General features: G+C 69.5%; 14 protein-coding genes. 3 read left to right on the top strand and 11 right to left on the bottom strand.

All coding sequences use genetic code 11. The features are described from left to right. Positions 1-66 precede the first annotated feature (66 nt). From kce to AC2YHJ_RS21095, 4 genes are all read right to left on the bottom strand, one after another. Positions 67-993 carry a 3,5-dioxohexanoate:acetyl-CoA acetone transferase gene (gene kce, locus AC2YHJ_RS21110; protein WP_487398145.1) on the bottom strand — a complete coding sequence of 309 codons (927 nt, stop codon included), beginning with the start codon at positions 991-993 and terminating at the stop codon, positions 67-69. Between the two features lie 209 nt (positions 994-1,202). After that, positions 1,203-1,496 (bottom strand): 50S ribosomal protein L28, encoded by a 294-nt coding sequence (gene rpmB / locus AC2YHJ_RS21105; RefSeq protein ID WP_487398144.1) that lies wholly within the window; start codon positions 1,494-1,496, stop codon positions 1,203-1,205. Positions 1,497-1,592: 96 nt separating this feature from the next. Beyond that, the gene (locus AC2YHJ_RS21100) at positions 1,593-1,850 is read right to left on the bottom strand and encodes a hypothetical protein (protein WP_487398143.1); all 258 of its coding nucleotides are present in this window, start codon (positions 1,848-1,850) and stop codon (positions 1,593-1,595) included. 6 nt (positions 1,851-1,856) lie between these two features. Next, on the bottom strand, positions 1,857-3,746 hold the full coding sequence (locus AC2YHJ_RS21095) for an ABCB family ABC transporter ATP-binding protein/permease (RefSeq protein WP_487398177.1): 1,890 nt from the start codon (positions 3,744-3,746) through the stop codon (positions 1,857-1,859). Positions 3,747-4,022: 276 nt separating this feature from the next. Here AC2YHJ_RS21095 and AC2YHJ_RS21090 point away from each other — a divergent pair, with 276 nt between their 5' ends. The 3 genes from AC2YHJ_RS21090 (at position 4,023) to AC2YHJ_RS21080 (ending at position 5,956) form a co-directional block, all read left to right on the top strand. Next, complete coding sequence (locus AC2YHJ_RS21090) at positions 4,023-4,772, top strand: hypothetical protein (protein ID WP_487398142.1); 750 nt, start codon at positions 4,023-4,025, stop codon at positions 4,770-4,772. An 80-nt stretch (positions 4,773-4,852) separates the two neighbouring features. Next, positions 4,853-5,707 carry an NUDIX hydrolase gene (locus AC2YHJ_RS21085; RefSeq protein WP_487398141.1) on the top strand — a complete coding sequence of 285 codons (855 nt, stop codon included), beginning with the start codon at positions 4,853-4,855 and terminating at the stop codon, positions 5,705-5,707. Between the two features lie 123 nt (positions 5,708-5,830). After that, positions 5,831-5,956, top strand: coding sequence for a hypothetical protein (locus AC2YHJ_RS21080; RefSeq protein WP_487398140.1), 126 nt, complete (start codon positions 5,831-5,833; stop codon positions 5,954-5,956). 7 nt (positions 5,957-5,963) lie between these two features. On the opposite strand, the gene AC2YHJ_RS21075 is transcribed toward AC2YHJ_RS21080, so the two are convergent. From AC2YHJ_RS21075 to AC2YHJ_RS21045, 7 genes are all read right to left on the bottom strand, one after another. Next, complete coding sequence (locus AC2YHJ_RS21075; protein WP_487398139.1) at positions 5,964-6,773, bottom strand: alpha/beta hydrolase; 810 nt, start codon at positions 6,771-6,773, stop codon at positions 5,964-5,966. Further along, the gene (locus tag AC2YHJ_RS21070) at positions 6,770-7,744 is read right to left on the bottom strand and encodes a Bug family tripartite tricarboxylate transporter substrate binding protein (protein WP_487398138.1); all 975 of its coding nucleotides are present in this window, start codon (positions 7,742-7,744) and stop codon (positions 6,770-6,772) included. Before AC2YHJ_RS21070 ends, AC2YHJ_RS21075 begins: the two co-directional genes overlap by 4 nt. A gap of 69 nt (positions 7,745-7,813) precedes the next feature. Further along, positions 7,814-8,647, bottom strand: a complete 834-nt coding sequence (locus AC2YHJ_RS21065; protein ID WP_487398137.1) for a carbohydrate ABC transporter permease — start codon at positions 8,645-8,647, stop codon at positions 7,814-7,816. Then, positions 8,637-9,506: a carbohydrate ABC transporter permease gene (locus AC2YHJ_RS21060; RefSeq protein ID WP_487398136.1), complete on the bottom strand. Its 870-nt coding sequence runs from the start codon at positions 9,504-9,506 to the stop codon at positions 8,637-8,639. Before AC2YHJ_RS21060 ends, AC2YHJ_RS21065 begins: the two co-directional genes overlap by 11 nt. 2 nt (positions 9,507-9,508) lie before the next feature. Further along, positions 9,509-9,853, bottom strand: coding sequence for a hypothetical protein (locus AC2YHJ_RS21055; RefSeq protein WP_487398135.1), 345 nt, complete (start codon positions 9,851-9,853; stop codon positions 9,509-9,511). Further along, on the bottom strand, positions 9,853-10,695 hold the full coding sequence (locus tag AC2YHJ_RS21050; RefSeq protein ID WP_487398134.1) for a DUF6772 family protein: 843 nt from the start codon (positions 10,693-10,695) through the stop codon (positions 9,853-9,855). Before AC2YHJ_RS21050 ends, AC2YHJ_RS21055 begins: the two co-directional genes overlap by 1 nt. Next, on the bottom strand, positions 10,692-11,828 hold the full coding sequence (locus tag AC2YHJ_RS21045) for a mandelate racemase/muconate lactonizing enzyme family protein (protein WP_487398133.1): 1,137 nt from the start codon (positions 11,826-11,828) through the stop codon (positions 10,692-10,694). Before AC2YHJ_RS21045 ends, AC2YHJ_RS21050 begins: the two co-directional genes overlap by 4 nt. Positions 11,829-11,852 lie beyond the last annotated feature (24 nt).

Genomic DNA, 11,852 nt, shown 5'->3' with positions numbered 1-11,852 from the left:
TCCGCCATGCCCCGTGCCCCGGGGAAAAGCGCGACGCCCGTGCCGTCAGGTGCGGGCGTCGTCGCGTCAGAACCCGACGAGGTCGCCGCCCTTCAACGCCAGCATCTGCCGCGCCTCGGCGGGTGTGGCGATCTCCAGCGACAGCTCCTCGAGGATGCGGCGGATCTTGCTGACCTGCTCGGCATTGGACGTCGCGGCCTTGCCCTTGCCGATCCACAGGCTGTCTTCCAGCCCGACCCGGACGTTGCCGCCCATCATCGCGGCCATGGTCACGAAGGGCATCTGGTGCCGCCCGGCCGCCAGCACCGACCAGACATAGTCCTTGCCGAACAGCCGGTCCGCCGTCTCCCGCATGAACATCAGATTGCGGTGCTCGGCGCCGATGCCGCCGAGGATGCCGAAGATCGTCTGGGTGAACAGCGGCGGCTCCACCACCTTGCGGTCCAGCATGTGCGCGAGGTTGTAGAGGTGGCCGATGTCGTAGCATTCGAATTCGAAACGCGTGCCGTGGCCCTTGCCCAGCCGTTCGACGATCTGTTCGATGTCCTGGAAAGTGTTGCGGAAGATGTAATTGGTGGTGCCCTCCAGATAGGGCCTCTCCCACTCATACTTGAACTTCTTCACGCGCGCGGCCGACGGCGCGATGTTGAAGTTCATCGAGCCCATGTTGAGGCTGCACATCTCGGGCTTGGCCTGCAGCGGGGCGGCGAGCCGCTCATCCACTGTCATGCCCAGCCCGCCGCCGGTCGTGATGTTGATGACGGCGTCGGTGGATTGCTTGATCACCGGCAGGAACTGCATGAACACCGCCGGGTCCGGCGTCGGGCGGCCGTCGATCGGGTCGCGGGCGTGCAGGTGGATGATGCTGGCACCCGCCTCGGCCGCGGCGATGGACTGCTCGGCGATCTCCTGCGGGGTGATTGGCAGGTGGTCCGACATGGAGGGCGTGTGGATCGCCCCGGTGACGGCGCAGGTGATGATGACCTTGGACATGACGGCTTCCTCCGCGAAGACGTACCGATCCTGCCCGCTGCAGCGTCGCGCCGGAAGGGGCCAGGGGACGACTGTGCCGCGGGTTCGCGCCGTGTGGCCCGGCCAAGAAAAAAGGCGGCCATCCCGAAGGATGCCGCCTTGTCAGGCTCCCGGCAGGAGGCTTGCGCCCGCGCCGGACCGAACGGGGCCCGTGGGCCCCGTGGCCCGGATCAGGCCGCCTTCTTGTCCTTCGCGCGCTCGATACGGCGCTTGAGGGAGACCGCTTCCACGGGCAGGCGCCGGTCGGGCGTGCCGAGCAGGAAGCTGTCGAGGCCGCCATTGTGTTCGATGGTGCGGATGCCGTTGGTCGACAGGCGCAGCTTCACCTGCGAGCCGAGCACGTCGGACCAGAAGGAGGTTTCCTGCAGGTTGGGCAGGAAGCGCCGGCGGGTCTTGTTGTTGGCGTGGCTGACGTTGTTGCCCGTCAGGACGCCCTTGCCGGTGATGCCGCAGCGGCGGGCCATGGTGGTATTCCCGAAACGATCAGGGCGCGCGGAAGGACTCCCGCACGCGGGTGGAAACGAGGAAGGCGGGGCTTTTGGCCCAGCCGGGCCGCCGCGTCAAGTCCGGGCGGGCGGCGGCTGCCGGGCCTCGGCCAGTTCCCCGCTCTCGACCGAGGCCAGCGCGTTGCGCAGCACCGCCGCCACCGCCCGGTCGTCCATGGTCCGCGCCAGCAGGCCGAGCGCGCCGCCGAGCAGCGCCGATGCGATGGAAATCGGCGCGATCTGCTGCTCCATCATGTATTCGATCGCCTTGTCCACGACCGAACCGGCGTGGCTCAGATCCTCGGGGGCCATGCCCGACGGGTCCTGCTGCATGCGGCGCTACTCCTCAGTCTCAGTTGAAGATTGGATCAGGTGGGGTGCGATGTAACCCCCGCCACGCGGTTCGGCGATGGCCTCGCCCAGGCGGTCGACGCGCGGGCGGTCGAGGTCGGCCTCGGCCTGGGCCCGCGCCGCGGCCTCGGCGGCGGCGACCGCCTGGGCCTGGCGGCGCCACATCTCGGCATAGAGGCCGTCCTCCGCGATCAGGCTGGCATGGGTGCCGCGTTCGGCGATGCGGCCGTCCTGCAGGACGATGATCTCGTCCGCCTCGACCACCGTGGACAGGCGATGGGCGATGACCAGCGTTGTGCGGTTGCGGGAGACGTCGCGCAGCGCGGTCTGGATGTCTTGCTCGGTGCGGGTGTCGAGCGCGCTCGTCGCCTCGTCCAGGATCAGGATGCGCGGGTCCTTGAGAATCGTGCGCGCGATGGCGACGCGCTGCTTCTCCCCGCCCGACAGCTTCAGCCCGCGCTCACCGACCCGCGTCGCATAGCCATCGGGCAGGCGGAGGACGAAATCATGCACCTGGGCGGCGCGCGCGGCGGCCTCGACCTCGGCATCCGTCGCACCTGGCCGGCCATAGGCGATGTTGTAGCGGATCGTGTCGTTGAACAGCACGGTGTCCTGCGGCACCACGCCGATCGCCTGGCGCAGGCTGGTCTGCGTCACCTCCCGCACATCCTGCCCATCCACGGCGACGCGTCCGCCGGTCGCGTCATAGAAGCGGAACAGCAGCCGGGAGATGGTGGACTTGCCCGCCCCGGTCGGCCCGACGATCGCGAGCATCCGTCCCGGCGGCACGGTGAAGGACACGCCCTTCAGGATCTCCCGATCCGGGCGGTAGCCGAAGCGGACATCCTCGAAACGGATCTCCCCCGGACCGCGCACGAGCGGCGTGGCGTCGGGGGCATCCTGCACCTCGGCGGGGACCGAGAGCAGGCCGAACATCTGCTCCATGTCGGTCAGCCCTTGCTTGATCTCGCGATAGGCGAAGCCAAGGATGTTGAGCGGCAGGTAGAGCTGGATCAGGTAGGTGTTGACCATCACCAGGTCGCCCACCGTCATCGTCCCCTGCGCGATGCCCGACCCGGCCAGCAGCATCGTCACCGTCAGGCCGATCGCCATGATGAAGGCCTGGCCGGCGTTCAGCATGTTCAGCGTCGTCTCGGACCGCACATAGGCGCGCTCGTAGCGCGTCAGGCTGTCCTCGTAGCGGCGCGCCTCATGCACCTCATTGCCGAAATACTTGACCGTCTCGTAGTTCAGCAGGCTGTCCACCGCCTTGGTGTTCGCTTCCTCGTCGGTCTGGTTCATCGTCCGGCGGAAGCGCAGGCGCCAATTGGTGAAGGTCAGGGTGAAGGCGACGTAGGCGACGATGGTGCCGAGCATCGTCAGCGCGAAGGACGCCGCGAAGATCCACCACAGGATGGCGGCGACGAACAGGATCTCGACGATGGTCGGGATGATGTTGAACAGCAGGAAGTTCAGCGAGGTGGCGATGCCGCGCACACCCCTTTCTATGACGCGGGACAGTCCGCCCGTCGCGCGGTCCATGTGGAAACGCATCGACAGCGCGTGCAGGTGCTCGAAGACCTCCAGCGCCACGCGCCGCCCGGCGCGGGCCTGCACCTTGGCGAAGACCGCGTTGCGCAACTCCCCGAAGACCGAGGCCATGACGCGCAGGATGCCGTAGCCGAGCAGCAGCGCGACCGGCACGGTGACCATGGCCCCCACGCCCGATTTCGGCGCCAGCGCATCCACCGCATGGGCGTACATCATCGGCACCAGCACATTCGCCGCCTTGGCCGCGGCCAGCAGGACCAGCGCGGCGACGACGCGCACGCGCAGCTCCGTCTCCCCCTTCGGCCAGAGATAGGGGGCGAGGCGCATCAAGGCGCGCAGATGATTGTCGTCGGCGCCGGGCTTGGCTGGGGGCACGTGTGTCGGACTCCGGTCAGACTGCGCCACATGGGGCGGGAAGGCGGCCAGGGGAAGCGCCCGCAGCGCATGGGCGCCATCCATGCGCCGGATGCAAGCCCCCCACCGCGCAGCGACGCTGTGAAGCAACGCATTGCCAGCGCGTCTGCGGCGAACCAAAACGACTCCAGCCGGGCGTGTCACCATGCGCCTCGGTCGCCTGACCATTCCCTTCCAGCCGGACCTCGCATGACACCAGCACTCCACGCCAAGCAGCAGCGCATCACCGCGCTGGGCGGGCCGATCCGCCCGGTGGCCGGCAACCATGCCATCGCCGCGACGACCGCGATCGGGATCACCCGTGCGCTGATCCGGTCCGGCGCCTCCAATTCCATCGCGCCCTTCGAGGGCGGCAGCTGGGGCGGCCAGGTGCCCGCCGGCGGCCCGCGCGGTCTGCGCGCCTTCGACAAGCCGGAACGGCGGCCGGACGACCCCTTCGCCATCCGCCGCCTCGGCGCCGAGCTCGATCGCTGGTTCACCTCCACCGTCGGGACGCAGATGGTCGACAGCGCCGTGGGCGAGCTCGACTATGACGAGGAGCATGCGATGCGCCTGTCCAATGCCGATCCCTACCGGCTCGACCATGTAGACGAGGTCGCGCATGAGGCCATCCGGCACGGTGCGGGCAACTGCGGCTACATCGCCTCGACCGCCTTTTCGCTGCTGCGGCATGCCGGGGTGGCGCCGCTCGATCTCATCCTGATCCTGCCGCGCAGCGGTCCGCGCATGTTCCGCAACCACACCGTCACCGTGCTCGGCATTCCCGATGTCTCGGGCAACCAGAAGGAACCGGACTTCGCGCAATGGTCCGGCGTCGCCGTGCTTGCCGATGCCTGGCAGGAGGAAGTGAGCGTTTCGGCCTCGGTGCTCGGTGATCGCTGGCCGCACGAGACCTATCACTACCTGTCCTACGCGCGCGTTCCGCCGCGGCGCGGCTGACCGATCGCGCCGCCGGTCCGGGGGCGGTGTCCCGGCCGGACCGTGCTGCTAGGCTGCTGCCTGACACATCCCGAGGCCGCATGCCCGACCAAGCCCTGCAGCGCCACATCGATGCCTGCAACAATATCGGCTCGCCCGCCGGGCTGCTGCCGTTCCGGATCGGCGCGGCGCAGGTCGGATGGGTCTCGCCCGACCTGGCCCAGGCGCTGACCTTCCGCCCGCGCGACTTCCATTTCGACCGGGACGGGGTTGCGCTGGCCGGACGGTTGCGCAGCCCGGGCCTGCGCAGCCAAGCCCTGTCCGAGGTGCTGCCCGCGCTCGCGACCGGTGGCTTCCTGCGTATCCGGCGGGAAGCCTTCGATGTGCGCGAGACCAGCGGGGGACCCGCGCTCGCTGCGCTCGACCGCGGCGCATTGCCGGCTTTCGGCGTCATGTCCCAGGGCGTGCATGTGAATGGGCTGGTGCGGCGGGCAGACGGGCTGCATGTCTGGGTGGGTGTGCGCGCGCAGGACAAGGCGGTCGCTCCCGGCCAGCTCGACAACATCGTCGCCGGCGGCATTCCGGCCGGCCTCTCGCCCGAGGAGTGCCTGGTCAAGGAAGCCGCCGAGGAAGCCAGCCTGCCGCCAGGCCTCGCCGCCGGCGCGCGGTCGGCGGGCCGCGTTTCTTACGTCATGGCGAATGCGGAGGGGCTGCGCCGGGACGTGCTGCATTGCTTCGACCTCGATATCCCCGAGGGCGTCACCCCGGTTCCCGGCGATGACGAGGTCGAGCGGTTCGAGCTGTGGCCCGCCGCCCGCCTGCTGGAGGCGGTGCGCGAGACCGACGGCATCAAGTTCAACGTCAACCTGGTGCTGATCGACCTGTTCCTGCGTGAAGGCCTGATCGCCGACCCCGGCGGCCGGCTGCGCGCCGGGCTGGACCAGGGGCCGGACTGACGGGTCCGTGCGCGATCCGTCGCACCCGATTGCAGCTGGTGCGGGCTGGGCTCGGACCATGCCTGCATCCCAATGATTCGGGTTGCGTCCCGAGCCGGCAGGAACGCCCCATGAGAGGTGCTGATGACCGCAACCCGCATCCTGCCTCGCCTGGCCCTGCTTGCCTCGGTCGCGCTGCTGCCTGGCTGCGAATGCAGCGCTGAGCGCACCGGACGCGTCCAGGGCCTCGAACGCAATCTCGCCGCGTAGAGGCGCGTCAGCGCGCGAACTGCGCGCGGTGCCAGGCGATCAGTGGCGCGGCGGCTTGCTCCGCCCAGGGGGGCAGCATCATGCAATGCGGCATGTCCGGCAGCAGGAGATGCGCGCCGCCCAGAAAGCGCGCGATCGCGGCATCCTGACCGGACGGATGGCGCTCGGCGTCGTCGCGCCCGGCCTCGACCACCAGGGAGGGGATTGCCGTGAAGGGCGCGGGGTCGATCGACACGCGCAGCGCGTAGCGGTCATTCAGCGCGCGCGGTGATTCCGGGCTCAGTGCCGTGAGATAGGCGGCCAGGTCGTCAAACCGTTCGCCCCCGAGGAAGCGTGCGGTCGCCACCGCCGCTCCGGGCGGAGGGATCAGCGCGCCTTCCGGCACAAGCGGCACCGCGGCAACCCCCGGCATGTTGCCGGGCGGGGAGGGTGCGACGAGCAGCAATCCGGCGACGCGCGGCAGCCGCATCGCCGCGCGCATGGCGATCAGCGCGCCGAGGCTGTGGCCGAGCAGCACGACCGGCGCATCGAGCACGACCGCCGCGGCGACAGCATCGGCGGCGTAGTCCTCGATACCGGTCGCGGGGCTGGCAAGGTCGGCGAGCGTCCCCTTGCCGCGCGGTTCCAAGGCAGCCGCGGCGATGCCTGCCCGCTCGAAGATCTCCATCCATGGCGCGAAGCACCAGGCGCCGTGGTAGCCGCCGGGGATGCAGAGAATGGCCGGGCCCGCGCCATCGGTGATGAAGACCGCGGCATGGTCGCCGGCGGCGTGGCGCGTGCCGGGCGGGACCAGCCCGGGTGGCGGGGCGGCGCTCACTCCGGTTCGATTCCGGCGATGCGGACCCATTCGCGCCAGCGCGCCCGGTCATCGACCAGGAAGCGGTCCATCTCCGCCCCGGTCATGAAGCCGGGCGTCAGGCCCTGCCGGGTCATCGCTTCCACCAGCGCGGCATCGGCCGCCGCGTCGCGAAGCAGCGCCTGCATGCGGTCGAGGATCGGTCGCGGCGTGCCGGCCGGCGCGGTCAGCCCGAACCAGCCCTGCACGACGAAGTCAGGGATGCTCTCGGCGACGGTGGGCAGGTCCGGCGTCAGCGGGGATCGCGCGGGAGATGTCACCGCGATCGGCACGACGCGGCCCGATTGCAGCGCGGGCGCCGCCGAAAGGCTGTCGAGGAATGCGAACTGGATCTGCCCGCCGATCAGGTCGGGCACGATCTGCGTGATGGAACGGTAGGCCGCGCCGGTCACGTCGATATCCGCCCGCGCCTTGAGCAACGCCGCCGGCACGAGTGACGAGGAGGAGTAGTAGCCGAAGAAGACCCGTCCGGGATTGGCCCGTGCCTGGGCGATCAGTGCCGGGATGGTCTTGTAGGGTGCGTCGGCCGGCACCACCGCGACGGTCGCATAGGTGCCGAGCAGCCCGATATGGGCGAAGTCGCGCACGGGATCATAAGGCAAGCGGCGGTAAAGGAATTCATTCGCCGCATGGGTGGAATTGGTCGCGATCAGGAATGTGTAGCCGTCCGGTGCGGCGAGTTTCGCCGCCTCGGTCCCGGTGATGCCGCCCGCGCCCGGCCGATTGTCCACTACGACCGGCCGGCGCAGATGTGGCTCGAGGAAACGGCCAAGCGTGCGTCCGATGAAATCCGCGGCACCACCGGCCGCCGAGGGGATGATGAGGCGCACGGGTCGCGTCGGCCATTCGCCCTGGGCGCGGGCCACGGACACGGTCGCTGGCATGGCGGCGAGGCCGGCGATCAGCGCGCGGCGGTGCAGGGTGTGGATCATGTCTGGGGCGTCCTCCGGCCGTTGCGCGCAGCATCGCCCAGTCCGGCCGGCTTGGCATCCCCCGGCGCGCTACCCCTTGGTGGCCCCGGCGGTCAGCCCGGCCACGAGGTATTTCTGCGTAACCCAGACGAAGGCGAGCACGGGCGCGAGTTGCACCGACGCCGCGGCGAAGAGCACACCCCATTCCACGCCGTCGAAATTGCCGATGATCTCCGCCAGCACCAGCGGCGCCGTGCGCGCGCGCGTCGAGGTGAAGATGAAGGCGAAGAGGAACTCGTTCCAGGCATAGACGATGACGAAGACCGCGACGGCGAGCATCCCTTGCGCGGCGAGCGGCGCGATCACGCGGAACAGTGTGCGGAACCGCCCGGCGCCGTCCACCGCCGCGGCCTCGTCCAACTCGCGCGGGATCTGGTCGATGAAGGCGCGCATGACGAAGGTACCGAGGGAGACGAAGAAGGTCGCGTAGAGCACCGCGAGCCAGACATGCGTGTCCTGCAAGCCGAGCGCATTCGCCGCAGGGAACAGGGGCAGGGTGCAGACGATGGGCGGGATCAGCCGCACCACGATCAGACCGAAGGCCGATGCCGCGAGCCAACGTCCACGAAAGCGCGAATAGGCGTAGCCGGCGGTCAGGCTCGAGGTCACGGCGAGCAGCGTCGCCATGGCCGTGATCAGCAGGCTGTTGCCCAGGGCTGCGAAGAAATCCGGCCAGCGCGCCCAGAGCGCGGCGTAATGGGCCGTGGTCGGCGTGAACAGGAAGCGCGGCGGGAAGGCGAAGATGTCGCGTTCCGGCTTGAAGGAGGAGGAGAGGATCAGCGCGATCGGCGCGAGCGACCAGAGCAGGATCGCCGCGACCGCGGCCCCCTTCAGCAGGCGCGGCAGGATGCGCCTAGGCCGCATCGCGTCCCGCCCTTGCGAGGCGCCACAGATAGGGTGCGGCGAGCAGCAGGCTGCCCACCACCATCAGCCAGCCGGTCGCCGCCGCGGCGCCGAAGGCGTTGTAACGGAAGGCCTCGAGGTAGAGGTAGACGGCCACGACCTCGGTCGTGCGGGCCGGGCCGCCGCCGGTCAGCAGCCAGACCTCGCTGAACAGGCGGAAGGCGAAGATCAGGCGGAACAGTGCGGCAATCAGCATCGCCGGTACCAGCAGCGGCAGGGTGACGCGGCGGAAGGCCTGCCAGGGGCTCGCCCCGTCGATGCGCGCGGCCTCGTAGAGCTCGAGCGGGATGGCGAGCCGCGCCGCGTAGAGGATCATGAAGGTGAAGGGCAGGTGCAGCCACACCGACAGCAGCGAGACCATCACCAACCCATGCGTCGGGTTCACCGCCCAATCGAGCGGTGGCAGGCCGAGCGCGGCCAGCACATGCGAGACCTGCCCGACCTCCGGGTCGAACAGGTAGCGCCACATCACCACGGCGGCGACCTCGCTGACCGCATAGGGCGCGAGCACGGTCGCCAGCAGCAGCCGCCGCATCGGCAGCCCCGAGGCAAAGAGCAGCGCCATCAGCAGCCCGAGCAGCAGTTCCGCATGCACCACCACCAGCACGACGATCGCCGTGTTGCGGATCGACCGCCAGAAATAGCCATCCGCCAGGATGTGCCAATAATTCCCCGCCCCCACCCAGCGCGCCTGCATGCCGAAGGAGGATTCATGCAGCGACAGCCACATGAGGTAGAGCGCCGGCACGACTAGAACCGCCAGCACCAGCCCCTGGGCCGGCGCGATCAGGGCGAGGCGCGCGGCGAGCGTCTCCCGCACGTTCAGGCCTTGAGGTGCAGTGAGACCAGCACGGTGACGCGCGCGCCCGCCGGTATCTCACCGGCGAGGCGTAGCCAGCCGCCGAACTGCGTGACGCGGGCGAAGGTCTGCTCGCCGAGGCTGCCGGGCAGGGCGATGGTGCTCCCCTCCGGCGTCCAGTGCATGCCATCCGGGCTGACCTCGATGCGAAGCCGTGGGATCCCGCCACGCAGCGCGGGCGGTTTCAGCGCGCGGATGAAGACCATCGCCTCGCGCGCCCAGCCGCATTCATGGGGTTCGGTCGCGACCGGACCGGCCTCCCAGGTCTCGTTGCGCGCGATGACGGCGAGATGACTCGCGGGCAGCATCAGCGCGCCTCCGTCGACAGGCAGACGGAATCGAGCGCCAGCCAGGCGCGCTTGGCGACATCCGTCTCCACAAAGAACGCGACGTTCAGCATGCACCAGAGGTTCTTCCAGGCCGGCATCCGCATGGCTTCGAAGGACGAGACATCATGCACGCGATCGTTGATGCGGAAGCCGGTGACGCGGAAATCGTGGAGGTCGAGGTCGACGCACCCGTAGTGCCAGTTCACCTTCGTCGCGATCTCATTGTAGCAGAGCTTCTGCGCGCCGCCGGGCAGGTCCTCCCAGTTGTGGTCGGCCATGTGGTCGTGGCTGGCGGTCTTGGCGCTATAGGTCGTGGCTGGTTCGACCGCGCGCTTGAACTGCCAGCGTTGCAGATGTTCGCCGTCCCGGGCGTTGAGGAAGCGGAGATGCGGCATGATGCGTTCGGGCCCGGTTGCCGTGTCGCCTGATTGCAGGTCGAACAGTAACCCGAAGGCGCGCACGTCGGTTTCCGCCAGCGCGAGTTCTGTCGCCTCCGGCTTGAAGGTGAACCAGAATTCCAGGCGGATCGGCGCAGCGTCGCGGAAGGTCAGGCGCTTCACCGTGACGCTGCGCGCGCCGATGCGCGGCAGCGTCTGCACCTTCAGCACATAGGCGCCATCCACGCCGCCATGGCTGCCGAAATCCCAGCCGGGCAGGGTGGACAGCATCGGCGCCTGCATCTGCGCATAGCCGGGCAGCACGGTGTCCAGGCTGCCTTCGTAGTTGCCCTGGTGCTGCGCCCATCCGCAGAAGCCGCGGTCGAAATCGTCGAAGGCGAGGATGCGCGGCAGCGGGTCGAAGCGCGAGAGGGACGGGTTCATGGCGCGATCCTGAAGCGTTCCAGCGCATCCGGCGCGAGCGTGACGCCAAGCCCCGGCGCGGTGGGGACGATCAGCTTGCCCTCGGGCGTCAGCCCGGCGACGTCACCGGCGACCGGGGTCGTCAGCGCCTGGCGCAGCGGATTGTCGAAGACCATGCATTCGAAGGTCAGGAAGGCTTCCGCCGCCGCGGCGAGGTGCAGGCTGGCCGCCGAGCAGATGCCGCCCGACCAGCCGACATGCGGGGCGTAGGAGACGCCGTGGGTCGCGGCCTGCTCGGCGATGCGCCAGGTCTCCGTGATGCCGCCGCTGCGCGCGACGTCCGGCTGCACCAGCCCCAGCACATGATCGCGGACAAGATCGGTGCTGTCGGCAGCGGTGAAGTCGCTCTCCCCGGCGGCAAGGCGGATCGGCAGATGCTGGGCGAGGCGCCGGTACCCGGCATGGTCGCCCGGTGGGATCGGTTCCTCGTAGAACCAGTAGCCCGCGTCGCACATGGTGCGTCCCAGCGCGAGCGCGTCATCGGCGTCATAGGCCCAGTTGCAATCGACGCCGAGCAGCACCTCGTCGCCGACCAGCCGCCGCACCTGCTTCACCCGTGCGATGGCGCGCGGCAGCGGGCGCCCGACCTTTACCTTGATCTGCCGGAAGCCTTTCGCCAGTGCCGAGGCGACCTCCGCTTCCACTCGCGCATCGTCGCCCCAGTTGATCGAACTGGCATAAGCATCGACCGAACCACGTCCGGCACCCCCGAGCAGCCGCCAGATTGGCTGCCCGGCTGACTGCCCGGCGAGGTCCCACAGCGCGATGTCCACACCGGCAATGCATTCGACCAGCATGCCGCCGAGCCGCCCCGTCAGCACTCCGCGCATCGCCGACCACAGCGCGCGACGATCATGCGCGCTGCGCCCGACCAGCTTCGGCGCCAGCGCATCGGCGATGAAGCGCGCATACCCAGCGGCGCCCCTCCGCCCGAGCACCTCACCGATGCCGGTCAGGCCGGATTCGGTGACAACCTCCACCACCACGATCTCGAGCGCTGGCCATTCGCCCTGGCCGGTCACCTGCACGGTCGGCAGGCGCGCCCGCAGCGGATGGGCGCGCACCTCCCGGATCAGCAGCGGGTCGCCTGCCATCGCCGTTGCGTCCTTGGATTCCCC

The organism is Roseomonas sp. SRI_022 (genome assembly GCF_057586215.1).
This window is presented reverse-complemented; position numbering and strand designations above follow the sequence as displayed.